Origin of the sequence: Acidovorax sp. BLS4, from assembly GCF_032929295.1 — a bacterium.
Lineage (GTDB): Bacteria > Pseudomonadota > Gammaproteobacteria > Burkholderiales > Burkholderiaceae_C > Paracidovorax.
In genome coordinates, this window is record NZ_CP136797.1 from 3,577,722 (window position 1) to 3,602,938 (window position 25,217).

At 63.9% G+C, this 25,217-nt stretch carries 20 protein-coding genes and 2 pseudogenes; 9 read left to right on the forward strand and 13 right to left on the reverse strand.

Features of this window, described 5'->3' with window-relative positions; genetic code table 11:
- The first annotated feature begins 171 nt into the window (after positions 1 to 171).
- From R1Z03_RS16500 to R1Z03_RS16510, 3 genes are all read left to right on the forward strand, one after another.
- Complete coding sequence (locus R1Z03_RS16500; RefSeq protein ID WP_317352899.1) at positions 172 to 2,304, forward strand: LysM domain-containing protein; 2,133 nt, start codon at positions 172 to 174, stop codon at positions 2,302 to 2,304.
- A complete protein-coding gene (locus R1Z03_RS16505) occupies positions 2,258 to 4,624 on the forward strand; it encodes a hypothetical protein (RefSeq protein WP_317352902.1) in 2,367 nt (788 codons plus the stop codon). The genes R1Z03_RS16500 and R1Z03_RS16505 overlap by 47 nt, the downstream gene beginning before the upstream one ends.
- Before the next feature lie 102 nt (positions 4,625 to 4,726).
- The gene (locus R1Z03_RS16510; protein ID WP_317352905.1) at positions 4,727 to 5,338 is read left to right on the forward strand and encodes a DMP19 family protein; all 612 of its coding nucleotides are present in this window, start codon (positions 4,727 to 4,729) and stop codon (positions 5,336 to 5,338) included.
- A gap of 116 nt (positions 5,339 to 5,454) precedes the next feature.
- Here R1Z03_RS16510 and R1Z03_RS16515 read toward each other — a convergent pair whose 3' ends face one another.
- The 4 genes from R1Z03_RS16515 to R1Z03_RS16530 form a co-directional block, all read right to left on the reverse strand.
- Entirely contained in the window at positions 5,455 to 6,630 is a 1,176-nt protein-coding gene (locus tag R1Z03_RS16515) for an FAD-dependent oxidoreductase (RefSeq protein ID WP_317352908.1), read from the reverse strand.
- Positions 6,631 to 6,647: 17 nt separating this feature from the next.
- Positions 6,648 to 8,204 (reverse strand): amidase family protein, encoded by a 1,557-nt coding sequence (locus R1Z03_RS16520; RefSeq protein WP_317352911.1) that lies wholly within the window; start codon positions 8,202 to 8,204, stop codon positions 6,648 to 6,650.
- 194 nt (positions 8,205 to 8,398) lie between these two features.
- A complete protein-coding gene (locus R1Z03_RS16525; protein ID WP_284429810.1) occupies positions 8,399 to 9,382 on the reverse strand; it encodes a tripartite tricarboxylate transporter substrate binding protein in 984 nt (327 codons plus the stop codon).
- A 74-nt stretch (positions 9,383 to 9,456) separates the two neighbouring features.
- Positions 9,457 to 10,842: a D-serine ammonia-lyase gene (locus R1Z03_RS16530; RefSeq protein ID WP_317352915.1), complete on the reverse strand. Its 1,386-nt coding sequence runs from the start codon at positions 10,840 to 10,842 to the stop codon at positions 9,457 to 9,459.
- Positions 10,843 to 10,970: 128 nt separating this feature from the next.
- Between R1Z03_RS16530 and R1Z03_RS16535 the strand changes: the two genes are divergently transcribed.
- Positions 10,971 to 11,921, forward strand: a complete 951-nt coding sequence (locus tag R1Z03_RS16535; RefSeq protein ID WP_317352917.1) for a LysR substrate-binding domain-containing protein — start codon at positions 10,971 to 10,973, stop codon at positions 11,919 to 11,921.
- A gap of 213 nt (positions 11,922 to 12,134) precedes the next feature.
- Here the strand turns inward: R1Z03_RS16535 and R1Z03_RS16540 are convergent, their stop codons facing one another.
- On the reverse strand, positions 12,135 to 13,037 hold the full coding sequence (locus R1Z03_RS16540) for a LysR family transcriptional regulator (protein WP_284429807.1): 903 nt from the start codon (positions 13,035 to 13,037) through the stop codon (positions 12,135 to 12,137).
- A gap of 84 nt (positions 13,038 to 13,121) precedes the next feature.
- Here R1Z03_RS16540 and R1Z03_RS16545 point away from each other — a divergent pair, with 84 nt between their 5' ends.
- From R1Z03_RS16545 to R1Z03_RS16565, 5 genes are all read left to right on the forward strand, one after another.
- Complete coding sequence (locus R1Z03_RS16545; protein WP_317352920.1) at positions 13,122 to 14,339, forward strand: alpha-hydroxy acid oxidase; 1,218 nt, start codon at positions 13,122 to 13,124, stop codon at positions 14,337 to 14,339.
- Positions 14,336 to 15,013, forward strand: a complete 678-nt coding sequence (locus R1Z03_RS16550; protein ID WP_317352923.1) for an RraA family protein — start codon at positions 14,336 to 14,338, stop codon at positions 15,011 to 15,013. The genes R1Z03_RS16545 and R1Z03_RS16550 overlap by 4 nt, the downstream gene beginning before the upstream one ends.
- Positions 15,010 to 16,041: a hydroxyacid dehydrogenase gene (locus R1Z03_RS16555; RefSeq protein ID WP_317352926.1), complete on the forward strand. Its 1,032-nt coding sequence runs from the start codon at positions 15,010 to 15,012 to the stop codon at positions 16,039 to 16,041. Before R1Z03_RS16550 ends, R1Z03_RS16555 begins: the two co-directional genes overlap by 4 nt.
- A 41-nt stretch (positions 16,042 to 16,082) precedes the next feature.
- Positions 16,083 to 17,066: a tripartite tricarboxylate transporter substrate binding protein gene (locus R1Z03_RS16560; protein WP_317352928.1), complete on the forward strand. Its 984-nt coding sequence runs from the start codon at positions 16,083 to 16,085 to the stop codon at positions 17,064 to 17,066.
- A 121-nt stretch (positions 17,067 to 17,187) separates the two neighbouring features.
- Positions 17,188 to 18,168, forward strand: a complete 981-nt coding sequence (locus R1Z03_RS16565; RefSeq protein ID WP_317352931.1) for a tripartite tricarboxylate transporter substrate binding protein — start codon at positions 17,188 to 17,190, stop codon at positions 18,166 to 18,168.
- Between the two features lie 198 nt (positions 18,169 to 18,366).
- Here the strand turns inward: R1Z03_RS16565 and R1Z03_RS16570 are convergent, their stop codons facing one another.
- The 8 genes and pseudogenes from R1Z03_RS16570 to R1Z03_RS16605 form a co-directional block, all read right to left on the reverse strand.
- Positions 18,367 to 19,359 (reverse strand): tripartite tricarboxylate transporter substrate binding protein, encoded by a 993-nt coding sequence (locus tag R1Z03_RS16570; protein WP_317352934.1) that lies wholly within the window; start codon positions 19,357 to 19,359, stop codon positions 18,367 to 18,369.
- Positions 19,360 to 19,431: 72 nt separating this feature from the next.
- Positions 19,432 to 19,521 (reverse strand): annotated as a pseudogene (locus R1Z03_RS16575) (electron transfer flavoprotein subunit alpha); the annotation flags it as partial.
- A pseudogene (locus R1Z03_RS16580) lies at positions 19,521 to 19,625 on the reverse strand (electron transfer flavoprotein subunit beta/FixA family protein); the annotation flags it as partial. The pseudogenes R1Z03_RS16575 and R1Z03_RS16580, both read right to left, overlap by 1 nt.
- Before the next feature lie 125 nt (positions 19,626 to 19,750).
- Positions 19,751 to 20,764: a tripartite tricarboxylate transporter substrate binding protein gene (locus R1Z03_RS16585; RefSeq protein WP_317352936.1), complete on the reverse strand. Its 1,014-nt coding sequence runs from the start codon at positions 20,762 to 20,764 to the stop codon at positions 19,751 to 19,753.
- 77 nt (positions 20,765 to 20,841) lie between these two features.
- Complete coding sequence (locus R1Z03_RS16590; RefSeq protein WP_317352939.1) at positions 20,842 to 21,846, reverse strand: tripartite tricarboxylate transporter substrate binding protein; 1,005 nt, start codon at positions 21,844 to 21,846, stop codon at positions 20,842 to 20,844.
- Between the two features lie 108 nt (positions 21,847 to 21,954).
- On the reverse strand, positions 21,955 to 23,202 hold the full coding sequence (locus R1Z03_RS16595) for a CoA transferase (protein WP_317352941.1): 1,248 nt from the start codon (positions 23,200 to 23,202) through the stop codon (positions 21,955 to 21,957).
- Between the two features lie 40 nt (positions 23,203 to 23,242).
- On the reverse strand, positions 23,243 to 24,049 hold the full coding sequence (locus R1Z03_RS16600) for an oxepin-CoA hydrolase, alternative type (protein WP_317352944.1): 807 nt from the start codon (positions 24,047 to 24,049) through the stop codon (positions 23,243 to 23,245).
- Positions 24,046 to 25,206 carry an acyl-CoA dehydrogenase family protein gene (locus R1Z03_RS16605; RefSeq protein WP_317352946.1) on the reverse strand — a complete coding sequence of 387 codons (1,161 nt, stop codon included), beginning with the start codon at positions 25,204 to 25,206 and terminating at the stop codon, positions 24,046 to 24,048. Before R1Z03_RS16605 ends, R1Z03_RS16600 begins: the two co-directional genes overlap by 4 nt.
- Positions 25,207 to 25,217 lie beyond the last annotated feature (11 nt).

A 25,217-nucleotide genomic window follows, 5' to 3' on the forward strand; every position in this document is an offset into this window, starting at 1 on the left:
GGGGCTTGCTGAAGTTTGGCCGGGCAGGCATCCTGGTGCCGGCTCTCAGGGTGCCACCCATTGCCCGAAGGTGGTGCAGAGCTTCCAAGATATATTGCGCAGCAGCACTGCATCCAAGGCAGTTGCATCGGCCGTCTCGGCCAGCCTGACAGCGCCAGGGGACGCGCGACCATGAGCGCCGCAGTGAACTCTCCGCCCTCTCCCTCCCAAGCCACCGCCCCATCGAGCGATGCAAAGGCCGACACCGACAGCACGCCGGTCGGCTACAGCGATGCCGTGCTGGGCATTGCATCCTGGCCAAGCACCACCATGGCATGGCGTTTTTTGCCTGCCAGTGCCGAGACCACGGGCGCCACATTGGCGGTGAACATCGCCATGCGTCCCGAAGGCCTGCTGCCCGCACCCACAGCGGCGGGCGATGCGGCGGCAGCCATGGCCAGCGAAGTCGCAACCCGCTTCGAAGCCATCATGTGGCAGTTGGTACAGCCGGACATGCAACTGTCCCTCGCCACCTCGCTGAACCAGCCGGCTGGCGGCACGCCGATCCAAATGCCGGTGGAAATCCCGCCGCTGCGCGCCTATGCCGCAGCGTGCCACGCATTCAGCCAAGCGGCTGCAACGCTGGGCGTGGCCATGGCCGACCCCGTCGCAGCAGCCACGCTGGCCGATGTCTCTTCGCATTACGGTGTGGATTGGCAGGCGATGGGCCTGGCCGCTCGAGACCGCACGATTGGCACCCTGATGCACCTACCACCCGAGGGGCTGTGGATGCCCAGCTATGCCGCTTTCGTGGCCGGTGGCACCGTGGCAGCGCTGGTGGCCGAGGATCTGGACCCTGCTGCCGTGCTGACCGACCCGAACAACATCTCACTGCCGTTGAACCCCGGCATCGAGTTGGCGATTCCGACCACCGACCAGACACAACCCACCGGCGGCCTGCCGCTGTCGACAGTCGCCGCCACGCTGCACCTGACTCCGGCCAGTCTGGTGGCGGCCAACTGCACCCGCCCCGCCCTGCTGGCGCCAGGTTTTGTCTTCGAAGCCGAAGGCGTGGCGGTGCAAGTTCCGGCCGAAGGCGATCCAGGCGCCGATGCCTGCCTGAACGACATCGCGCACCTCTTTTCAGACAAAGGTGTACCGATTGAAGCGGCCATGGTCGCCCTGGCCAACGCAGACAAGCCAGGCATGTTCCGCCCCGGTATCACGCTGGCAGTGGACCGCAGGCTGATCGAAGCCGGCTGGACGCTGGCGGACAACCCCACCGGCATTGCCATGGGCCCGCTGGCCAGACTCAATGTCGGTACGGTCGATCTGCTCCCTGCAGGTTCGGCGCTTTTGCTCAAAACCACGCTGACCACAGGCCTGGATGCAGAGCCTCTCGGCGCCTTGGCCCACGCCCATGCCATCGGACCGGGCGATCTGCTGCGCCACAACGCGGGACTGGCGGTGCGCGATTTGCCCGTGCCCGGCTTGGCGGCATGGCCTGGCACATCCCTTTCGCTGCGCATTCCTTACCGCGTTCGCGCTGGTCAAACACTGTCCACCATTGCTGGGCTGTTTGTCCCGGCCGCAGCGACAGACACAGAGCAAACAGACGAACAGGCATTGTGCGAGACCAACCGTTCCATGCCCGCCACGCTGGCGCCGGGCCAGGTGATCATCGTCGCAGGCCAGCCACTGACCACCCAATCCGGCGACAGCTTCGACACGCTGATCGCGCGAGCCAACCCAGCCATCACTCTGGATGAATTTGCCACAGCCATCGCCACCGATCCCGAAGCCCTGGCCGCTGGCGCGCTGCTACTTTGTCCACCCGCTGTTTTGGCAAGCGCTACCACGCCAGAGGATCTGGCTATCGCTTATGGCCTGAGTGCGACAGCACTGCTCAGCGCCAATGCAGCCACGCCGAAGCTGATCGTGCCAAGCGTCGTGCTCAAGCCATCGCAAGTCGCCGATGGACCCACCATTGAGACCGCGCAAGGCGACAGCATCCATGCCATCATCCGCCGCTTCGCATTGGCCGGGAATGACGTCAGCATCGAGGACTTGGTCCGTGCGAATCAGCGCACTGCGTTTCTGGCAGCCGACGCGCAATTGCTTCTGCCGCCGGTCGATACGGTACTGCGCGCTGCCTTCGGCGCTGGCGGCTGGCAACTGCCGGGAGCGATTTTTCCTTTGCGTACCTGGGTTACGCTGAAGCGCGACGCTGACCAAGTACCACCGGCGTTGCGCGGCACCACAGAAGCGCCCGGCGGCGGTGCAGGACAGCAGCGTGGTGGTGTCGGTGGGCAACGGCATTGGTGATGGCCAAGAAAGCAACGCTGTCGCGCTGGGCCAGTTGGCTGTTGCCATCGAGAGCACTGTGATCGGCCTGAAACTGGCCACGGTGCATGGCACTACCCCCGCCGATGTATGGGGCATCTCTTTCGTCGACCCTGGCGGCATCGCCGAAGTGAAAGTGTCGCCACAGGCCAGCGTGCCCGGGGTTGAAGGGCTCCAGCCGCTGAGCTTCGCGCTGCGCCCTCTGTCAAACACGTTGGAGCACGCGACTGGTGTCGAAATCCGATCCATTGACGAGACCACCGGCGGCTGGGGTGCCTCTACTGTCAACGATTACCAGGGCATTGACCTGGAGGCCTGGGCGCGCATCTGGTTGGCGGGATTGGACCAGCTTTGCACTGGCCGCTATGCCGTGCCCGCTGCACAAGTGGCGCCCGAAGCGCTCGCTCGGCTGATGACCGCCAAGAAGGTTCTGTCCCACGCCGTGGCAAACGGGCTTTCCCCCGTCCTGGTGATCCAGGAGGCAAGCCTTGGTGCCTTAGATTCGGAGGCATGGCAAGCGGCTCGCGAAGCACTGCAACAGCGCCTGCAGGACCAATTGCTGAGTGGCTACGACACCGCTGCCATCCTGCAGTTCAATGCCGCTGTCACATCCCCAGCCACCGCGTCCATGGCACGGCTCTGGGGGACTGGGCACGTGGGCAATCCACAGGCTGCAGGCGCACACGACTCCGTCTCCGACGATCCAGGCGCGTGGAAAATCTGCCAGTTGGGAAATGCCGCGACCGCCCTGGCCAACACCCGCAAAGGCACTGTCTCCTTCCCGCTGGATGTCGACCAGCCCGCCCTCCACCGAGCGGTGGCACTGCAACCAGACTATGCCGTCCATGACATGGAGGTCGCCTGCCAGCTTTCGGACAACGACAGTGGCAAGCCAAAGCGACTGAGCTTCTTGCGCGACTTCGAACGGTTCCCACCCGCGGCCTTCAAAGCGCCGCTGGGCACGACGGTCGTACCGGTGCCGCTGCGCGCCTGCCCCAACCCGCCGCTCGTGGTCTCGCATCAGGCCGAAGGGCCGACCGACCCAGCCACGCTGGCAGAGGCTCTGCACTGGTCTTATGTGTTCACCCATGCCCACGACAATGCAGCACAAGACCAAGCCCTCATCGAGATTGAATTCAACGGTCAGCCGCCCGTTGCCACCGACCTCGGGAACTGGGGTGACAACGCGCTGTTCCAGGCCCTGGCGCAGTACACGGCCGTGCAGAAACCCCTTTGGGCCATCCTTGAGCAACTGCAAGCGCCCAGTGTTTCGCCGAAGGACCCGGTGCTCGTGACAGCACTCCATACCTTCGCCGACCTGGCCGAACGTGTGGGCGCACTCTGGTCGGATTGGTGGCCCAGCCATGATTCGCAGGACTCGCCCCCTGCCACGCACTGCATGGACGGACATCAGGCGCCACACCTTTCCGGCAGCGACGAAAGTACCGCCCATGGCGTCGCCATGCCAAGTTTGACCGATGCGAGTGTGCCGCATGAGTGCTACCAATACCTGGCAACGCTGCACACCACCACAGCCGCTGGCGACGGGACCAATCCACCGGCCTACTGCAAACTGACGCTGCAGCGGCTGCAAGCCGATGGTCCCTTAGCATGGCCCGAGATCACCATCCTCTGCGCAGACGGCGTGAACCTCCCACTGATCGGAGCAAAGCCCATGGACCAGAGTCGTGACTACAACTTTCCTGCGGGTGAAGGCGTGCCCAATGTGCCGGCTTTCACCCCTGTGTCGTGCCAATGGACGCTTTCCGGTCTGCACGTGGCTCGCTATCAACGGGCCAACGCGACCGTGGCCGTCATACGCAATGCGCAATTGCTGGGCACCGACGGCGCCCTGACCTGCCCGGCCTTTGTCTACCGAACCCCGCAGAGGGGGTTTTCAGAACCTCTGATCCCACTCATCCGCATCGATACCCCGCTGCCCATCGGCATCTGGACCAACGACGTGGCCACCAACCCACTGACGTCACTGTTCAACGCGTTGTTCGATAGCGATGAAACGGGTCGCGAGATCATGGTCCGTACCACCTATGGCTACCCTGTCGCAAGCTCCACGCCGGCCATTGAAACCCTGACTCCAGTGATGTTCCTCCCACTCTCTGAATTCAATGCGACCAGCACGGTGCAGAGCATCATCGGCGCGTTCGAAGCCTGGAGAACCAATACGGGCACCCCAACCCATGGGGGGTTTCTGAGCTTCGAGATCAGCTTGTACGCCCATGCTGGTCTGGCGCACCCTCAGCCCTTGGTGGTACTGCGGCAAATTGTTTCAGCGCTTGCATGAAGGCCGGACGGCGAGGCAAAGTCATCCACTTCAGACGCACAAGCCAGTTCGTGATCCCAACGAACGGCGCAGGCGACTTGAGCCACACACAGGAATCAACCCTTGCAACGTCTTCCATGCACCAGATGCGGCGACTCCATTCACCCCGATACGGCAGCAAGCAACGATGGCCTGTGCATGCCTTGTGTGCGAGGCAATACCCGCTCCATTGAAGAGCGTCGCGATGAACATCGGCAGCGCCGCGAGGCCGAGCGTGCCGATCGAGAATCCCCGGAACGCCTGTATTGGATTGCCCTCGTCGACCGGGTGTACAAGGGCGAGGGCTTTGAATCGCTCTCGCATGGCGACCAGCTTTATTACTTGCTCAGCGTCCTTTCTGGCGAGGTCCACAACGGAGGCTTCGATCAGTTCTTCTCCAACTCCAGCGGTAACCACTACCGCGAAACCGTCGATGCGCTCAAAGAGATCGGGGATACCTTGGCCCTGGACCTTCTATTGCAGGCAAAGGCTGCGGTATTCGGTGACGCACCAGTACCCGCCAACCGCGTGGCTCGCTTCGACCTCATGCGCACGGCATCGGAAGACCACCCTGAATATGAAATTGCGAACCAGGTGCTCGATGGCCTGGACCGGCGCTTTTGGAGCCATGCGGAACGGTTCGGTGCACAGCTCGAGAATTTGGCCGCGTCCCATCAGCTGTACAAAATGATTTGACCTCTCAGGCCCAAGGTCGTGATCGTGGTGGCCGCCATGGATGTCCCATGACCGCGATACAGACAGCACCCATCGGTGATCGGGGAATGGTTTTTGACTTCGCGGCCAGGAAAGGGCTATGTCACCTGGCCCGGAATGCTTTGCCGTGTGGACAGCCGGGCAGGCGATAGCCCTTCCACCACCAAGCCCTCACGCACCAATTCCTCAGGCAGTGGCTCGCCGCGCAGCAATTGCCGAGCAAGCAGCGACGCGCCAGCAGCACTCTGAATGCCATACCCGCCCTGCCCTGCCAGCCAGAAAAAGCCTGGCACATGGTTGTCCCACCCGATGACCATGTCGCCATCCGGCACAAATGAGCGCAGCCCCGCCCAGGTATGGGATGGGCGGCGGATCTGGAAAGTCGTCATTCCCTCGATGTGATAGATGCCGGTGGCCACATCCAGTTCTTCGGGCACCACGTCGTGCGGATGGGTGGGGTCGGCATTGGCAGGGGAACCCAGCAACTGGCCTGCGTCAGGCTTGAAGTAAAAACTTTCGTCAATGCCTACCACGGCCGGCCAGTGGGCGGCATCCAGGCCCTCGGGCACGGCGAAGGTGAAGGCGGTGCGCCTGCGCGGCTCCAATCCGATGGGCGGCACGCCGGCGAGGCCTGCCACCACATCGGCCCAGGCGCCCGCCGCGTTGACGATGGTTCCGGCCTGCAGCTGCCGGCCATCTGCCAGTGTGACCCGCCAACCGCCGCCCTGGCGCTGCAGATCCGTTACCTCGGCATGGGTCAGCACCTGACCACCACGCTGCCGCAGCCCACGCAGATAGCCCTGGTGAAGCGCATGCACGTCGATGTCGGCAGCGTCGGGCTCGCGCATGCCTGCAGCCACGGCATCGGGCCTCAGGCATGGCAGTTGGGCCAGCAGTGCTGCCTTCTCCACCCATTCCACATTGGGCGATGCGACCCGGGCTTCGTCATAAGCCTGCTGCAGCAGGTCCAGTTGGTCAGGCCCCGCCACATAGACCACGCCACGGGGCGAGAGGATGGGGTCCGCTCCGAACTCGGGCGGCGGCGCGTCATAGAAGGCGCGGCTTGCCCGGGTCAACGCCTGGATGTTGGGAGTGCCGTAGGTGGCCATGTAGAGCGCCGCGGAACGCCCTGTGGTGTGATAACCGGGCTGGGATTCACGCTCCAGCAGCAGCACGCCGGGGCGGTCGTTCTCACCCTCCGAATTGACCAATTGCCAGGCCAGCGAGGCACCTGCGATGCCTGCGCCGATGATGATGAAGTCCACTGATTGCATGGTTTCACGCTCCCCCATCACACCGCAGACACCTTCGCCGCCGAGGCCGCTCGGTCATCGCGCGGCAGGCTGCGGACATCGCGCGGATCAGGTGCGCCGGTCACGATCGAGGTCAGTGCGGGCTCCACGCGGGTTGCCACCAACTTGGCCAGGTCCGGCCTTGGGCGGTCCAGCCCGGCGATGCCCTTGAAGGCCTGCTCCATCGCATGGCCCACGCCCAGCGTGTAGCGGTCTGCCCGGAAACGTCCCACGATCTGCAGGCCAAAGGGCATCCCTGCGTCGTCCAGCCCGCACGGCAGGCTCAGCGAGGGGTGTGTGGTGAGCGTGGTCACATAGGTCAGTGCCAGCCAGCGGTAGTAATTGGCCTGCGGCTCGCCGTTGATGTGACTGGCAAACAGCTGCGTCCATGCGAAGGGAGACACGGGCGTGGTAGGAGACAGGATCACGTCGTACTGCTCGAACAGCGCCTGAAACCGCGACAGAATGCGCGTTTGCTCGGCCTGTGCCCAGGCGATGTCCAGCAGCGTCATAGCGGCACCCATTTCGTAGTTGGCACGGGTATTGGGACCCAGGCTATTTGGGTCGCGCTGGTAGGCTTCGCGCATGCCGGCCACGAAGGCCTCGGCGCGCAGTACGTCGAAGCAGCGGTGCACGTCGCCCAGATCCATGTCGATCGTGTCGCAAGTGCCGAACAGGTGCTTCATGGCTTGCACCTTGGTGCGAAACACGGCGCGGATGCCGTTGTCCACCGCGCAGGCACCAAAGTCCTCCGTGATCGCCACGCGCAGGCGGCCCAGGTCCACCGTTTCGGGTAATAGAAAGCTTGTGGGGTCCAACGGGTAGCTCAGCGGATCGCCGGCCGACATGCCCGCCGTCGCGGCCAGTTGCAGGCAAGCTTCTTCCACCGTGCGGCCCATCGGGCCCACGACGGAGATGGGCGTCCAGCCAAGCAGCTTGCGCGAGCTCGGCACCACGCCGGGTGACGGCCGAAAACCCACCACGCCGCAGATGGAGGCGGGAATGCGCAGCGAACCGCCCGTGTCCGAGCCTGTACACACGGGCAGCATGTCGCAGGCAAGTGCCGCGGCCGAGCCGCCCGATGAGCCCCCGGCATTCAGCGTAGGGTTGAACGGGTTGCCCGTAGCCCCCCACACGGTGTTGCGCGAGTTGGCGCCGGCGCCCATTTCGGGAATGTTGGTTTTACCCGCCACGATGGCGCCAGCGGCTCGCAGGCGGGCCACCAGCACGTTGTCTTGCACAGGGATGTGGTCGCGATAGATTTCCGAGCCATAGGTGGTCAGTAGCCCAGCCGTGGCTTCCAGATCCTTTACGCCCAGCGGCAGGCCATGCAGCAGACCTAACGGCTCACCGCGCAGCACGGCCTCCTCAGCCACCCTGGCCTCAGCGCGAGCGCGGTCATAGCAGGTGGCGGTGATGGCGTTAACGGACGGGTTCACGGCCTCGATGCGTTCGATGCAGGCGTCCAGCAGTTCCACAGGTGATACCTCTCGGGTGCCGATGCGGTGACGCAGTTCGTTGGCGGTCAACTCGACCAGCGTGCTGGGGGTGATCATGGGGTATTCGTTTCCTTGTCGATTTGGCAGTGCACATCCGGCAGCGCGTATCCATTCGTTATCCATGATGTCTGCGAACCACCGTCAGCCTCTGAACCTGCGGCAGTCCAAAGCAGTGGCCGCAGCGCAAAGTGTTTCTGTCCCGCGGGCAACGTCCTACCGCATGGCACGGTGAATACAGCGCGGTGTGGGTCTCAGTCGGCCGTGATGCTTGCTCGCTGGGCAATGGCGCGCATCAGGGGCAGTTCCCTGTCGATCAACTCGGCCACCGTTTTGGACGAAGCATAGGCAGGTTCAAAGCCCACAGCGATCATCTTGTCGCGGGTTTCCGGGTCCGACACCACCTGGGCCAGGGTCAACTCCAGCCGCGACTTGACGGCGGGCGGCAGCCCGCGCGGCGCCACCATGGCCAGCCAGGTGTCCATCTCCAGGCCGGGGTATCCGCTTTCCACCAGCGTGGGGACCTTGGGCAGCAGGGCCGAACGCTTGCCCGCCGTGACGGCAATGGCCTTGATCTTGCCGTCCTTGAGCTGAGGCAGTGCCGCCGACACGGTGTCTACCGTGAACGGAATCTGCCCACCCATCAGGTCCGTCATGGCGGGCGCACTGCCCTTGTAGGGCACGTGCTGAATCTTCAAACCCGCGGCGTGAAAGAACATCTCGCCTGCAAACTGCGACGTGGTGCCCGCACCAAAGGAGCCATAGGAATATTTATCGGGTGCGGCCTTCACCAAAGCCACAAACTGCTTCAGGTCAGCCGCCGGCACGTCCTTGTTGGCCAAGAGGATCAGGCTGGTGCGCCCGGCAATGCCGATGGGCTCGAAGCTCTTGACCGGGTCGTAGGGCAGCTTGGGGCGCACCGCAGGGTTCACGGTAAAGGTCGTGCCTGAACTCATGAGCAACGTGTAGCCGTCGGGCGTTGCCTTGGCCGCATAAGCAGCCCCAATGGTGGTGCCCGCCCCGGCGCGGTTGTCGATGACCACGCTTTGCCCGAGCAGATCGCCCATCTTCTTGCCAATCAGCCGGCCCAGCACGTCGGTGGCGCCGCCGGGCGGAAACGGAATCACCAGCGTGATGGGCTTGGTGGGGAATGGCGCTTCCTGTGCCATGGCAGGGGCCCACGAAGCCGCGCCCAAGGCACAGATCACAGCGGACAAAAGCAGCTTCTTGCGGTTCATGACGTTAGCTCCAAGGGTCAAACAAGGGTATAGAAAAAAAGAGACATCGAGAAATGCCGCAGACGCACGCTGCGTCAGTCACGCGCGGCAAGCAAAGCCCGCCCGCGCTTCACAAAGCCCTGATACTGCGCATCAGGCACCAAGAGCCCGCCAGTGGTCCACACGAGGTGGGTGGCCTGGGGCAGCACTTCGCCCACGCCGGTGCTGCGAAGCCAAGCCTGCCCCGCGTCGGTGCCGGTCAGCATGCCGGGGCCGCTGAAGCCTGCCGCGGCCGAGGGCTCGATGCGCTCGCCCAGCGCATCCAGCACCTGCACCAAATGGGCGAACAAGGTGTCGTCCGCCACCGTGAACCCCCCGGACAGCAGCGGCGCCATCAATTCGGCCGCCAGCAACGAAGCGCGCGGCACAGCCAGCCCATCGGCCTCCGTCTGGTTGGTCAGGCCCCAGTCATATACCGAAGGGTGCGCTGAACCGCTTGCCAAGCCGGCTTGCCCACCCAGCATCTGCACCAGGAAACATGGCGACTGAACCGGCTCCGCGAAGAAGCAATGCACATGGGGTCCCAGCAACTGCCGCAGGCCAAAGGTGATGCCCGCAGGTGCTCCGCCCACCCCGCAAGGCAGGTAAACGATGAGGGGGTGACCGGCATCCACCACGATGCCCTGCTCTGCCAGCTGCTTTTGCAGATGCAAGGCCGCGGTGCTGTACCCCAGCAACAGCGAGAACGACTGCTCGTCGTCCACGAAGTGGCACGTGGGATCGGCTCCGGCCTGGGAGCGACCGGCGGCCACTGCGCGCTCGTAGTCGCCCGCATGCTCCACCACCAGCACGCCACGCTGGCGCAGACGCTCCTTTTTCCACTCCTTGGCATCGGCCGACATGTGTACCGCCGCCTTGAATCCCAGGGCCGAGGCCACCACGCCGATGCTCAGCCCCAGATTGCCGGTAGACCCCACTGCCACTTGGTAGCGTCCCAGCACTTCGCGTGCCGCAGTGCCGGCCAGCGCAAGGTAAGCATGTTCGTCACCGCTCTGCGACACCAACCCATGCTTCAGCGCCAGTTGTTCGGCGAACTCCAGCACCTCATGCATCCCGCCACGCGCCTTGATGGAGCCCGCCACTGGCAGGCGGTGATCGGCCTTGATGAACAGGTTGCCCTGCCCTGGCTGCAGGCCGAGCACAGGCTTCAACGCGGCAGCCGGCAGCAGGGGCGACTCCACGACGCCCTTCGCGTCTGCCAATTCCGTAAACACCTGTGCCAGCAATGCCTCGAAACGTTTCAGGCGAGCGGCAGCGGCTTTCGTATCATCCAGACTAATGCTGCGCCCCAGTGCATCCAACGTGGCCGGCGGATGTTCCAGGCGTTCAGGATTGGTCCACAGGCACGGTTGGGCCTGCCGGAGGCGGATTGCCAAGGCGTCAACTCCAGCCTGCGGGGAACGGTTGATTGGATAGGACATATCAGGTTCAGGCAGCAATGGGACACGGTTTTCGGGCCGATTTCCAAAGGGGGCCCCTGTAACGCATTCTTCGCCCGTCCCCCTGTTGCCACAACGCATTTATAGTGGCGAACGCATTAGCCAAAGTAATGGACATCCACCTCTCCGCCTCCTTGCTCGCCTGGCTGCGCTGTTTTGATGCAGCCGCCCGCCACGGCAGCTTCACCAAGGCCGCTGCCGAACTTTGCATCACCCAGGGCGCCGTCAGCCAGCAGGTCAAGCACCTCGAAGACTGGCTGCACCGTCCGCTGTTCCTTCGCACACCGCGCGCGCTGGTGCCCACGCCCGAGGGCCAGTGGCTGGCTGTGGTGCTGCGCGAGAGCTTCACCGCGATCGAAAACACACTGGCGCAGATGCGCCGGCCGCAGGAGGCCGCTACTGCCACCCTCAGTTGCTCACCGTCGTTCGCCATGAGCTGGCTCACGCCCCGGCTGGGCGAATTTTTCCGCCAGTATCCGAGCATGGGCCTGCGGGTGTTTGGCGAGTTCCACAGACTGGACCGCACCCGCATGGTGCGGGACGGTATCGAGGCCGCAGTGCGTTTCGATTTGGGCGGCTACCGTGATCTGAACGCAACGGTGTTTCTCGATGAGTGGCTCCTGCCCGTGGCGAGCCCCGATTTTTTGGCGCGGCATCCACCCATCACATCACCCCAGGACCTGCACCGCGACTGGCTGTTGCACGACGGCAGCGCATGGGACGGCGCCGACACGTACGAGGAATGGCAACACTGGTTTACCCAAATGGGCGCCGCGCCACCACTGTGGGCGGGTGGCCAGCAATTCAATCTGTCTCAATTGGCCCAGGGCGCCGCACTGGCCGGCCAGGGCATTGCCATGGGCCGCGCCGCACTGGTATTGCAGGACGTCAAGGCAGGGCGTTTGGTGCCGGTTCTTCAGCGCAGCGTACTGTCGCGCGCGTCTTACTCGTTTGTGACCACCGCGCATCCCAGCCCGGCCATGGAGCAGGTCCGGGAGTGGTTGGTAGAAGAGGGACGGGGATTTTGTGAGGAGCGGCGACAGGCGCTGCCGGCGCCGTGAAAAAACCCTTCACAGCTCCCACACTTGCAGCGAAAGGTGTTCCGGCACACATCGTGCCGACGAAAACGCAATCCTCCGAACCAGCATCACTGACCGTTTCGTGTGATATCGCTGCGATTGGAATCTGGCATCGAAGTGTCGACGAGCACTGTTCGGAGTCAGAAGCGCGTTGCGCCTGCGTATCCGAGATCACGATGGATCACTCTGCACTTGTCAGCACAAGCAGCGGGGGGCGGAAAAGTCGATGACGCTTTTGATGATTTTTCGCATTTCCGTGATGAGCGGCCTCACATCGTCGCGCCGCCACTGCACGGTATAGGTCAGGGGTGCCAACGCATTGCCTGCAGACAGAATCCTCAGCATCCCGCGAGCTTGCAGCGCTTCGGCCCACCCGTGGGGCATGTACGTGAAGCCCAGGCCTTCGGCCACCATTCCCACCACCGCACCCCAACTGTTGCAACTGAGCCGCCGCTCGACGCTCATCGATTGACCGCTCAGCCATTCATCCAGGATGCGGGTAGCACCTGAGCCCTCAGGCAGGGCAATCAGCATCTGCTCGCGTACCAGGCGCTGCGGCAAGTCAGTACCGGCTTTCACGAGAAATGCCTCGCTTGCAGCCCAGACGAATCGCACCTGCGCTACGCGTTCGAAAGCCAAGGTACTCCGCGATGAGGGGCCTGCGATCACCACGCAGTCGAGTTCGCCATCCACGATGCGCTGCTCCAGCACTTGGCCAATGTCGGTATGCGGCTCCAACTGCAGCGCAGGATGCAGTTCGGCCACCTTCTGCACCAGCTTCGGCAGCCAGGTCAGTCCACTCAGTTCGCCAAAGCCAATCCGGCAACGCCCTTGCAAACCAGTACTTTGACCGATGGCCTGTTGCAACTGGGCCGCGTCATGCAGCAACGCACGAACACGCGGCAACAGCAGTTCGCCATGGGGCGTCAACTCGGCTGACCGCCCGCTCCGGTCGAACAGCAGGGTCCCCAGCGAAACCTCCAATTCAGCAATGCGCTTTGACAGGGAAGAAATGGACAGGTGCACCCGTTCAGCCGCGACCGTGAAATTGAGACAAGTGGCGGCCCAGTAGAAGGCCTCGAGTTGCTTGAGGGTCATGAATTTAGTTTACTAAAAGCGAAATTAAAAGTTCGAATTTTTTCTCTTTTCTTTCAATATCAACCGGCGCACCATGGTTGCGCCATGCCTTCTTCTCCCCTACTCATCCCCAAAGCCTGCCGACAGGTGCTGTCCCTGGACGACTTCGAGAAGTTGGCCCGCCGCCACCTGCCTCGGCCCATCTTTGCCTACATCAGCGGCGCCGTAGAGGACAACCAGTCGCTGGCGGAGAACCGCAGGGCCTTCAATGATTTGGCCTTCCGCCCGCGCATGCTGGTCGGCGTCGCGCAACGCGACCTCGGATTCGAACTCTTCGGCCGCCGCTACGCCACGCCGGTGGGACTCGCGCCCATGGGGATTTCCGCGCTTTCGGCCTACCGTGGCGATGTCGTGCTGGCCCAGGCAGCACAGCAAGCCAATGTGCCGGCCATCATGAGCGGCTCTTCGTTGATTCGGCTCGAAGAGGTGATGGCGATCGCTCCGCAAACCTGGTTCCAGGCCTACCTGCCGGGCGAGCTTGCGCAGATCGATGGCCTGCTCGATCGCGTGCAAGGCGCAGGCGTACAGACCCTGGTGGTCACTGTGGACACACCCGTCGCAGCGAACCGGGAAAACAATGTGCGTGCAGGCTTTTCAACGCCGCTCAAGCCCAGCTTTTCGCTGGCTTGGCAAGGCCTGAGCCATCCGCGCTGGTTGCTGGGTACGTTTCTGAAGACGCTGCTGCTGCATGGCATGCCCCACTTCGAGAACAACTACGCCACGCGCGGCGCGCCCATCCTTTCCTCCAATGTGCTGCGCGATTTCTCAGACCGCGCCCACCTGGCTTGGCCCCATCTGGCAGCCATACGCAAGCGCTGGCCGAATCAACTCGTGGTCAAGGGCATCCTGACGCCGGAGGACGCTGTGCATGCACGCGACCATGGCGTCGACGGGATCATCGTCTCCAACCACGGAGGGCGTCAGCTGGACGGTGCGGTGGCACCGCTGCGCGTGTTGCCCGCCATCGCACGCGCCGTTCCCGAAATGCCGGTGATGCTCGACAGCGGCGTTCGCCGCGGTACCGACGCCGTCAAAGCGTTGGCCCTCGGGGCACGCTGCGTATTCGTGGGTCGGCCCTTCAACTATGCCGCCTCGGTCGCTGGACAAGGCGGCGTGGCCCATGCCATCTCCCTGCTGCACGAAGAAATTTCTCGGGATATGGCCATGCTGGGACTCACGCGCATTGCCGACATCACATCCCGCTGCATCCGTCCAGTTGCCAGTCCCATCGACTATTTCCCCATCACTTCGAACCAACCATGAGCAAAATCCAGGGTTTCCACATTCATGCGCGTCCCTCGACCGTCGTGAGTGACGCACTCTTGGCGCGGTACCGGGGCTTTCAAGTCGCCAACATCAGCGACGCCATGAGCCGCACCACCGGAACTTCGTCGCTGAAACCGTTCCACAGACGCGATGGTGGACTCGCAGGCCGTGCGCTGACGGTGCGCACCAGGCCTGGTGACAACCTCATGGTGCACCACGCCATCGACACCTGCGCACCGGGTGACGTCATCGTGGTGGATGCCGGCGGAGTGGGTCCGAACGCCATCATTGGCGAAATCATGCTCGCGCTGCTGATCGCGCGCGGCGCGGCAGGCATCGTCATCGACGGGCTGATTCGTGACAGCGACGCCATCGGTCAGCATAGTCTAGCGGTGTATGCACGCGGCGTTGCACACCGTGGCCCATACAAGGATGGCCCAGGCGAGTTGCATGTGCCAGTCACCATTGACGGGATGGTGGTGCATCCCGGAGACATTGTGGTTGGCGATGGCGATGGCCTGCTGGCGGTGCCGCCCGAAGAGGCCGAAGACATTGCGGCACGTGTCGAAGCCATTGAACGCATCGAAGCCGATGCGCTGCAGGCCATCGCTGAAGGCCGCGCCGACCGGAGCTGGGTTGAACGCACGCTGCGCGAGAAGGGCGTTCTGTGAGCCAGGTCGTTCGCTTCGACTATTGGCTGGACCCGGCCTTCAATCGCATCATCTCCGCAGCCCCTGGCGTGACATTGCAGACCTGCGCACGGGAAGGCGCTGACCGTGCAGCATGGGAGGCGCTGGCCCAAGCGCAAGTGCTGCAGATCACTGCGGCCAAGGATGAGTTGCCGCGACGCTGGTTCGTCAGCGCTGAGTTGCTGGCACGCTGCCCCAAGCTGCTGGCGGTTTCGTCGAGTGGTTCAGGTTGCGACACCATCGACATCGAAGCGTGTACGCGCGCTGGCGTGGTGGTCATGAACCAGGCCGGCGGCAACGCCGATTCAGTCGCCGAATTGGCACTCGGCCTGATGCTGGCGGTGCTGCGCCGCATTCCGGAATCGGATGCGTTGCTGCGCTCGAACCAACGCAGCTTCAGTCGCGAAGACTTGATGGGCCACGAACTGCGCGGACGCACACTGGGCATTGTGGGTGTCGGCGAAACCGGCCGGCGCACCGCAGCACTGGGTCGGGCCTTCGGCATGCAAGTGCTGGGCGTTGATCCCGCACTGGACGACGCCGAGATGAGTGCACGAGGTGCGCAATCCGTGTCACTGGATGAATTGCTGCGTCGTTCCGACATTGTCTCGCTGCACTGCCCGCGCAATGCCAGCACCCTCGGGCTGATGAACGCAGCCGCATTCGCAGCGATGAAGCCAGGCAGCATCTTCGTCAGCACCGCACGCGGCGGCATTCACGATGAGAACGCCCTGCATGCCGCAATCGCCAGCGGCCATCTCAAGGGTGCAGGTCTCGATGTGTGGGACCAGGAGCCTCCACCCGCCAGCCATGCCCTGTTGCGCCTCCCGAATGTCGTGGCAACGTTCCACACGGCTGGTGTCACACATGAAGCCCGGCGCAACAACGCCACGCTGGCCGCCATACAGATCTTGCAGTTGCTCTCGGATGGCGAGCGACCTGAGCGCCTGGTCAACCCTGACGTCTGGCCACGGGCCAGGGAGCGTATTGCCGCCGCGCTCGGCCACTGATTTCCATAAGCCCGAAACGGGCAAACATCACGGAGACAAGCATGAACAAACAATGGACCCGTCGCACGCTGTGCGCCGGACTGCTCGCTACTGCATTTGCGCTTCCCTCAGCAGCGCAGCCCGCCGCGCCGTACCCTTCTAAACCCATCGAGCTGATTGTGGCCTACGGTCCTGGTGGAGGTACCGACCTTGTCGCACGGTTGCTGGCACGGCACCTGGAAAAGCAACTCGAAGGCAGTGTCGTGGTACTCAACCGTCCTGGCGCGGGAGGCGGCATCGGCTTTGGCGAGCTGGCACGCGCGAAGCCTGATGGCTACACCATCGGCTTTATCAACACACCCAACGTGTTGACCATTCCGATTGAGCGCAAGAGCAGTTTCCACTGGAGCCAGTACGACCTGCTCGGCAACCTCGTGGACGACCCGGGCGGCTTCGCGATACACAACACAAACAACATCACCTCGCTGGCGGGCCTGGCGGCCTATTCCAAGGCGAACCCTGGCGCTGTGACTGTTGGCACGACAGGCACCGGATCGGATGACCACCTAGCGATGCTGCTGTTCGAACGCGCTACGGGAACCAAGCTCATGCATGTGCCTTACAAAGGCGCTGGCGAGGTGCGTGCCGCGGCCACGGGCCAGCAAATTGTGATTGGCGCCATCAACATCGGGGAGGTGCTGGCATATCAGAAGGGGGGCACCCCGATCCGACTGCTGGGTCAAATGTCAGCTGAGCGCTCATCCCTGGCGCCACAGGTGCCGACCTTCAAAGAGCAAGGGATTGCCATTGAGTTGGCCTCGCTGCGTGGCCTGGCGGCTCCCAAGGGCTTACCGGAGGCGATCCGCAAGAAACTGGTTGATGCGATTGCCACCATCGCCGCGGACCCTGCGTTCAAGCAGCAGGCCGAAGCCATGTACGCACCTTTGCGATACCTGGGGCCAGCGGCTTATGCGGCCGAACTCGAAGCCACGGAAGCCAACTTTCGCAAACTCTGGGCAGAAATGCCCTGGCAAGATAAACCGTGAAGCGTGGAGTCCGCTTGTCCGCCGAGGCAAACGCGCCACCCCATTTCCCGGAACACCCTTGAAGGACTCACCACTCAATGGGTTCGCTGCAGGCCTGCAAGCTCCTTGATGAAAGCACACCATGACCACACTGACTCGCCGTCGCTTCTCCGCACTCGCATTGGCGGTTGCGCTGCTACCTCACATCCACGCCATGGCCCAGGGCGCTCTATCGGCCGGCCCCATCACCATGATCGTGGGCTGGCCTGCCGGAGGCCCCTCCGACAACGTGGCACGGCTCACGGCCGTCCGCATGTCCGAGGCATTGGGCCAATCCATCGTCATCGACAACAAGGGGGGCGCTGGGGGCAACATCGGCAGCGATGCGGCTGCACGCGCGAAGCCGGATGGCAGCACCATCATGCTGGCGACGGTGGCATCGCACGGTCTGAATTCTGCGCTGTACCCGAAACTCAACCATGACCCCATAAAAGACTTCGCACCCATCGGCATGATTACGACATCTCCGAGCGTGCTGCTGGTACCGACCGATTCGCCGTTTCTCTCGGTTGCGGACTTGCTCAAGGCCGCTCAAGCCCGACCAGGCCAGCTCAATTACGGATCAGGCGGCGTCGGCTCCAGTCAGCATCTGGCTGGCGCCAACTTCAAGAAGATCACTGGCGCCGACGTGACCCACATCCCTTACAAGGGAACGGCCCCGGCGATGACCGACCTGATGGCTGGCCGCGTGGATTTCGTTCTGACGACGGGCGCAATGTCCTTCATCCGCTCGGGCAAGCTGCGCCCGCTCGCGGTGGCCGCTCGACAGCGCCTGCCAGCGCTACCCGACGTACCGACTTTCGAGGAAGCCGGGGTGAAGGGGTTCTATACCGACTCCTGGTACGGACTGGTCGCGCCGGCAGGCACGCCGCGTGCAGCGTTGGACAAGCTCAATGCTGCGCTCGCTACCGCCCTGCGCAATCCCGAGGTGCAAAAGCAGTTCCTGGACCAGGGTTCGCTGCCCGTCAAGCCGATGGGCGTCGATGAATTCTGGAGCTTCGTGCAGCAGCAGATGCCATTGGCTGCCGAGCAGGTGCGGGTGTCCGGTGCGAAAGCCGAGTAACTGATAACAAGGACCGCAAGGACCGCCTTCACTCTCGTACTTTGGAGCCCATGCGTTTGCTGGAGCAGATCACTCGTCAGATGCCCACCCGGTCATGGCGCAGATCCAGTGGCTGATCACGGAGTGCGAAGTTTCATGAAGAGCGGCGGCAGGTGCTGCCTGCGCCGACGGGGTGGAAGCCCCGCCCTCGCCCCCGCGTCAATCCAGCGTGACCCGCGCCTCCTGAATCACTTTGGCCCATTTGACCGTTTCCGACGCGATGAAGGCATCGCATTCCTGAGGGGTGGAGCCTTCAGCGAACGTCCCCATGGTCTGCTCCAGCCGCTGCGTCACTTCGGGGCTGCGGACGATGCGCGCCACTTCGTCGGACATGCGCTGCACGATTTCGCGGGGCACGCCGGAAGGCGCGAGCATCGCGGCCCAGGTACTGCCCACCAGGCCAGGGTAGCCCTGCTCGGCAAAGGTCGGGACATCGGGCAAGGCAGGAAGGCGCTTTTCGCTGGCCACCCCGATGAGGCGGATCTTTCCGGCCCTGGCTGGCTGGATCAGGTTGGGCGGTGGATCCAGGAACAGCGGTACCTGCCCACCCATGAGGTCTGCCAGCGCAAGTGAAGCACCTTTGTACGGGATGTGCACCATCTCGGTCTTGGTGATCAGGCGCATCAGCTCGGAGGTGAGGTGGGCGGCAGATCCGTTGCCAGACGACGCGAAGCTCAGCTTGCCTGGATTGGAACGCGCATAGGCCACCAGTTCGGCCGTCGTCTTGAAGGGCGCATTCATCGCTACGGCGGCCACCAGGGGCGACACCCCCATCAGCGACACGCCCACCAAATCCTTCTTCGGGTCATACGGCAGCTTGGGATACAGCGTGGTGTTGGCGGCATAGGCGGCGATGAACACGCCGAAGGTGTAGCCGTCCGGCGCGGCCTTGGCCACGGCGTCCACGCCGATGATGCTGTTGGCGCCCGGCTTGTTGTCCACGATCACCGGCTGGCCCAAGCGCTGTTGCAAGCCCACCTGCAGCAAGCGCGCCATCTGGTCGGTGAAACCGCCCGCAGTGTAAGGAACCACGATCCGAATCGGCTTGCTCGGCCAGGGGACGCTGGCCAAGGCCGGCGCGCTGACAGCCGCTCCGGCGAAACCCGCCGTGGCGGCGAGCAACAGTTGGCGGCGGCGAAGGAATGTGTGCATGTGTGTCTCCTATCTCCAGGAATCAGGGGAAATGACCGGCACACGGCATGGCGTGTGGCTCTGGTCCATGGGTCAGAGCCGGTCCACCAGTTCCGGCACGGCCGTGAACAGGTCGGCCTCCAGGCCGTAGTCGGCCACGCTGAAGATCGGCGCCTCCGGGTCATGCTCATCTTCACGTTCGCGATGTCCACACCCGTGTTGTCCGACTTCACCCGGACCTTCACGTTGTAGTCCACCACGCGCTTGACAGGGACCAGAATTTTCATGGCAGTGTTCTTTCCTGTGTTTAAAGGATGGGTTGAAGGAGTGCTCGGCGGACCACTCCAGCCACGCGCTCGCTGACGGGTGCTTGGACTTCACCCATGAGGCGGACGATGGATTGCTGCACGGATCACTCCGACGCAATGCCTTTGTCTCGGATCAGTTGGCCCCATTTGGCATAGTCTTGCTGAACATGCTTACCCATCTGCGCGGGGTCTTCGAAACGCGCGATGGCGCCAGCGTGCAGCAGCTTCTCTTGCGTTTCTTTTTCAGCCAGGATCTGCTTGACCTCGTTCGCCACCCGGTCCACCACCAGTTTCGGCGTACCGGGTGGTGCAAGCAGTCCGCCCCAGGACACGGCGTCGTAACCCTTGAAGCCTTGCTCGGCGATGGTTGCCACATCCGGCAGCATGCTGACGCGCTGGGGTGAGCCCACGGCGATGGCCCGCAGCTTGCCGGCCTGGATATGCGGAAGTGCAGCGACTAGGTCGGCATACATGATGGGCACCTGGCCGCCGATGGTGTCGGTGATGGCAGGAACGCCGCCCTTGTAGGGCACATGCTGCATGTCGAAATGGCCCATCTGCTTGAGCAACTCCATGCTGAGATGGCCAAAGCTGCCGGTCCCGGAACTGGTGTAGTTGAGCGGCGTCTTCTGCGCCTTGGCGTGGGCAATGAGCGTGCGCAGGTCGGTCACGTCCGGCAACTGCGCCGGGTTGACCACCACCACGATGGGCAGGTCATAGACCGTGGCGACGGGGGTGAAATCCTTCACCGTGTCGTAACTCAGCTTCTTGTAGAGATGCGGGCCCAGCAAGGTCGGAGTGGCCAGCATCATGAAGGTGTAGCCATCCGGGTCGGCCTTGGCCACCTGGGAGGCGGCGATGGAGCCCGAGGCACCCGGACGGTTGTCCACCACTACGGACTGCTTCAACCGGTCGGCCAGCTTCTGCCCGACGATGCGCGAAGCCGTGTCCGTGGGCCCCCCTGCCGGAAAAGGCACCACCAGCTTGATCATCTTGGTCGGCCAGACGGCCGCCGCTTGCTGCGCGCTGGCGCTCCCGAAAAGCCAGGGGGCGGCGGCCAGCGCCAGAAGGGTGTTCCGGCGCGTGCAGGCAAGAAACGTTTTGTGAGGCAAAGGCATGGTGTTTCCCGTCAATCCATCGGTCAGTCATTGCAGGGGCAGCCACTGACTCGTTGCTGAGCTGCGGCCGCCAGGTTTCAGTCGAGCTTGGCGCCAGCTTCGTCGACCAAAGCCTTCCAGACAGGCATGTCGCGCTGGTAGTTCTCGCGAAAGGCTTCCGGGCTGTTCATCAGGGGCATGAAGCCGGCCCCAACGGTGCGCTCCAGCACCTTCGGGTCCTTGGCGATCTCGCGCAGGTGGCCGTAGAGCTGGTCCACGATCTCCTTGGGCAGTCCGGCAGGAGCACCCATGGCCACCCAGCCGAAGATGGCATACGCATCGTCCGGCACCCCTTGCTCGTAGATGGAGGGCAACGTGGGCAGAATGTCCATGCGCTGCTTGCCCGTCACGCCGATGGCCTTCAGGCGGCCCGCATCGATGAAGGGCTTGGTGTTCAGCGCACTGGAGAAGCACAGCTGCAGCTGGCCGCCGATCAGCTCCTGGATCATGGGTGCCTCGCCCTTGTAAGCCACGTGGGTCATGTCGGCGTCCATCGTCTTGCTCATGTAGGCCCCGGCCAGGTGCGCGTAGGAACCCACGCCCCAGGAACCGTACGAGAGCTTGCCCTTGTGGGCCTTCACGTAGGCCAGCAACTCTTTCATATTGCTCGCGGGCACCGACGGGTGCACCACCAGCGTGACGGGCGCTGCAGCGATCTGGGTGATGGGCGTGATGTCCTTCTGCGGGTCGTAGGGCAGCTTGGTGTACAGAAACTGGTTGATCAGCATCGATGTGCTGAGCGATACCAGCAGGGTGTGCCCGTCGGATGCGGCCTTGGCGACTGCGTCGGTACCCAGGATGCCGGCGGCACCACCCCGGTTGTCCACCACCACGGGCTGGCCCACGCGTTTTGCCAGCGCTTCGCCCACCGTGCGGGCGATGATGTCCGTCGCCCCCCCGGCGTTGAACGGCACGATCAGCCGGATGGGCTTGGTCGGCCAGGCTGCTTTGGCGGTTTGCGCTGCGGCCTGGCCAAGCAGGCTGGTGCCCCCCAGCGCCGCCAGCCCCTGAAGCAGGTTGCGGCGGTTGTATTGGATTCCCATAGCGTTGTCTCCTGGATCAGTGCGATCGTCGTCAAGGGATGAAAACGGCCCCATGCACCATCTGATGCGGTGTTTTCGCAAGGGACCGGGCGGTGAAATGGAAGGCCTTCAGGCCGGTGGCGAATCGTCCGGCAAGGTCAGCACGCCGCGCTGCTGCAGTTGCTGCAGTTCGGCGTCGCTCATCGACAGCAGGCGGTGCAGCACCTCGCGTGTGCCCTCGCCCAGCGTGGGCGGCGCGCTGCGGATGGGCAGGCGCTGGCCGTCCATGCGGTAAGGAGGTGCAAAGACGGGCGTGGTTCCGACCACGGGGTGCGGCATATCGCGCAGCAGGCCGCTGCGGCGAGTTCTCTCGCTGGTCAGCGCCTCATGCAACCCCGCCACACGGCCGCAGGGAATGCCGGCGGCCGTGAGGCGCTCCAGCAGCAGATCGCGCGGGAAGGCATGGATCAGTGCCTTCAACAAGGGGCCCAGTTCAACGCGGTTCCTGGCCCGGTTCACGTTGGTGGAAAAGCGCGGGTCTTCCACGATGTCGGGCCGCTCGATGACCTGGCGGCAGAACTTGTCGAACTGCGCGTTGTTGCCTACGGCGATGATCAACGGACCATCGGCCGCGTCGTACATGCCGTAGGGAACGATGGATGGGTGCGCATTGCCGTAGCGCTCCGGATCGCGGCCCAGCTGCATGGCGTCGAGGCCGTAGTAGCCTGTGACCATGATGCCGCAGTCGTACAAAGCCATTTCGATGAGCCGGCCGTGCCCAGTGCGCTCCCGGCGAAACAGCGCCGCCAACACGGCCTGCGCGGCGTACATGCCGGTCATCAGGTCCACCACAGCCACGCCGAATTTCAGCGGTGGCTGCGTGGCCTCGCCGTTGAGCGCCATCAGGCCCGTCTCGCCCTGGATCACCAAGTCGTAGCCAGGGCGTTTGGCCTCCGGGCCGCTGCTGTCGTAGCCAGCCACTGCGCAATAGATCAGGCCAGGCCGCAGCGCCTTCAACTGCTCGTAGCCCAGGCCCAGCTTCTCGGCCCCACCGGGCTTGAAATTGTGGATGACGACATCGAACTGCGGCAGTAGGTCACGGATGATCTGCAGGCCCTCGGGGCTTTGCAGATCCATCGTAATGGACCGTTTGTTGCGGTTCATGCTGTTGTAGTAAGTGGTCTCGGTCTTGCCGATGCGCAAGCCCCAGTCGCGCGTGTCATCGCCGCGGCCCGGGTGCTCGACCTTGATGACCTCGGCGCCGAAATCGGCCAGCACCTGGCCGCACAGCGGCCCGGCGAACACGCGCGACAGATCGAGCACGCGCACGCCTTCCAGCGGAAAATCGATGTCCTGTGACGGGTCTGGGGCGGTCATGGTGTTGTCTCCTGTGTTGGTCGTAGTGGGCATGCGTGCGTCAGTCCGCACCGCGCAGCGGTGCGAAGTCCGGCGTGCGCTTTTCCAGGAACGCGCCGATACCCTTGCGCGACTCTTCGGTGGCTTGCGACATCACCATGAAGCGGGCTTCACTTTCCAGCTGTTCCTCCAGCGACGCATGGGGCGCAGTACGGCACAAGGCCTTGATGCGTGCCATCGCCCGTTGCGGACCGTCCGCCACGCTGGTGGCAAGTGCCACAGCACCTGCCAGAGCCTTGCCCGGTTCGACCAGGCGGTTGACCGCACCCAGGGCATGCAGGCGTTCGCCCGACAGACGCTCGCCCGTCAGGCACAACTCGGTCAGCACCTGACGGGAAACGAACTCGGCCAGGAACGCCGTCGCACCGCCGTCGGGAGTGAGGCCGACCTTCACATAGGCCACGGAGAACACGGCATCGCGCGCCGCCACCAGCATGTCGCACGCCAGGGCGAGGGACAGGCCAGCACCCGCGGCGGCGCCCTCCACTGCAGCGATCACGGGCTTCTCGCAGTCGCGCACGGCGCGGATGAGGTCGTGCAGGCCTTCGAGCTTCTCGCGTCGCTGTTCGACGCTCAACTCACGCCGTTTGGCCAACTGCCTCAGGTCGCCACCCGCGCAGAAATGGCCGCCCTCTCCGGTCAGCACGACAGCGCCCACCGAGGGATCGGTCTGCGCGTCAGCCAAGGCCTGCGTCAGCGCGGCGTAGAAGGCGGGCGACAGCGCATTGCGCGCGCCCGTGTTGTTGTTGCTCAGCACCAGCACGGCGCCATCGCGCCGCTGCAGCAAAGGCGGGGTGGTCTCTGTCATGGCCGTCCTTTCGAGGAATCAGCGGATGCCGCGCCCAGAGCGATGAACCGGGCCAGGTGGTGGTCTTCGTCGCCGAACTGATGGTCGATCAGCACCAGGCGCTTGGCGTAGTGCGACAGGGGCAACTCCCAGGTCATGCCGATACCGCCGTGCAGTTGGATGCTTTCCTCCGCGACCAGCGCGCCCACATAGCCTGCGGTGTACTTGGCAGCCGACAAAGTGCGTTCGCGCGCCCCGCCCCGCGCGTTGTCGATGGCGTCGGCCGCGTTGATGACGGCCGAACGCATCTGCTCTACCTCCAGCAACAGGTCGGCCATGCGGTGCTGCAGGGCCTGGAAGGTGCCGATGGCCACGCCGAACTGCTTGCGCGTTTGCAGATACTCCAGAGTGCTCTGCTTCGCCACATCCATGGCACCCAGGGCTTCGGCCGCCAGTGCCAGCAGCGCATAGCCCTGCACGAGCTCTAGCAGCGCGTAGCCCTCCCCTTCCTGGCCCACTAGCGCTTCGGAGCCAAGCTGCACATCGGTGAACGTCAGTTCAGCCGCACGGCCGCCGTCAATCCGGCTGTAGCCGCGTTTGGCGATGCCAGCCGCACTGCCATCTACCAGGAACAGGCTGATGCCGGCGGTGTCGAACGGGCTGCCCGCCGTGCGTGTGGAAACCAGCAGCAGATCGGCCTTTCCACCAAATGCCACCACCGACTTGGCACCGTTCAGCACCCAGCCCTGGGCGGTCTTGACAGCTGTCGCCGAGACATTGGAAAGCTCGTAGTGGCTGCCGGGTTCGTCGTGGGCCAAAGCAGCGACCACGCCACCGGCGGCAATGTCTTGCACCCTGGCTTTCTGCGCCTCGGTGCCCGCCGCGATCAGCGCCTGGCCCACGACCAGGGCCCCCAGCAGGGGCTCAGCCACCAAGCCTCTGCCCAGGGCTTCGAACACCACGCTGATGTCGAAACCTCCGCCGCCAAATCCTCCTGCGGCTTCGGGAAACAAAGCACCGATGGCGCCCAGCTCTGCGAACTGGGCATAAAGGGCGGAGCTGTGGCCCTCGTCGCCATAGGCGAACTGGTTGCGGCGCTCCATGCCGTACTGCTCGGCGATGAAGCGGTTCAGGCTGTCCGCCAGCATGCGGCGGTCTTCGGTGTGTACGAAGTTCATAGGAAACTCTT

Excerpts from the sequence above, each read along its gene's own strand:
- R1Z03_RS16525 (WP_284429810.1), bottom strand. The coding sequence starts at position 9,382 with ATGAACCGCAAGAAGCTGCTTTTGTCCGCTGTGATCTGTGCCTTGGGC.
- R1Z03_RS16500 (WP_317352899.1), top strand. The coding sequence starts at position 172 with ATGAGCGCCGCAGTGAACTCTCCGCCCTCTCCCTCCCAAGCCACCGCC.
- R1Z03_RS16535 (WP_317352917.1), top strand. The coding sequence starts at position 10,971 with ATGGACATCCACCTCTCCGCCTCCTTGCTCGCCTGGCTGCGCTGTTTT.
- R1Z03_RS16530 (WP_317352915.1), bottom strand. The coding sequence starts at position 10,842 with ATGTCCTATCCAATCAACCGTTCCCCGCAGGCTGGAGTTGACGCCTTG.
- R1Z03_RS16565 (WP_317352931.1), top strand. The coding sequence starts at position 17,188 with ATGACCACACTGACTCGCCGTCGCTTCTCCGCACTCGCATTGGCGGTT.
- R1Z03_RS16520 (WP_317352911.1), bottom strand. The coding sequence starts at position 8,204 with ATGATCACCCCCAGCACGCTGGTCGAGTTGACCGCCAACGAACTGCGT.
- R1Z03_RS16545 (WP_317352920.1), top strand. The coding sequence starts at position 13,122 with ATGCCTTCTTCTCCCCTACTCATCCCCAAAGCCTGCCGACAGGTGCTG.
- R1Z03_RS16605 (WP_317352946.1), bottom strand. The coding sequence starts at position 25,206 with ATGAACTTCGTACACACCGAAGACCGCCGCATGCTGGCGGACAGCCTG.
- R1Z03_RS16595 (WP_317352941.1), bottom strand. The coding sequence starts at position 23,202 with ATGACCGCCCCAGACCCGTCACAGGACATCGATTTTCCGCTGGAAGGC.
- R1Z03_RS16600 (WP_317352944.1), bottom strand. The coding sequence starts at position 24,049 with ATGACAGAGACCACCCCGCCTTTGCTGCAGCGGCGCGATGGCGCCGTG.
- R1Z03_RS16585 (WP_317352936.1), bottom strand. The coding sequence starts at position 20,764 with ATGCCTTTGCCTCACAAAACGTTTCTTGCCTGCACGCGCCGGAACACC.
- R1Z03_RS16550 (WP_317352923.1), top strand. The coding sequence starts at position 14,336 with ATGAGCAAAATCCAGGGTTTCCACATTCATGCGCGTCCCTCGACCGTC.
- R1Z03_RS16560 (WP_317352928.1), top strand. The coding sequence starts at position 16,083 with ATGAACAAACAATGGACCCGTCGCACGCTGTGCGCCGGACTGCTCGCT.
- R1Z03_RS16570 (WP_317352934.1), bottom strand. The coding sequence starts at position 19,359 with ATGCACACATTCCTTCGCCGCCGCCAACTGTTGCTCGCCGCCACGGCG.
- R1Z03_RS16515 (WP_317352908.1), bottom strand. The coding sequence starts at position 6,630 with ATGCAATCAGTGGACTTCATCATCATCGGCGCAGGCATCGCAGGTGCC.
- R1Z03_RS16590 (WP_317352939.1), bottom strand. The coding sequence starts at position 21,846 with ATGGGAATCCAATACAACCGCCGCAACCTGCTTCAGGGGCTGGCGGCG.
- R1Z03_RS16540 (WP_284429807.1), bottom strand. The coding sequence starts at position 13,037 with ATGACCCTCAAGCAACTCGAGGCCTTCTACTGGGCCGCCACTTGTCTC.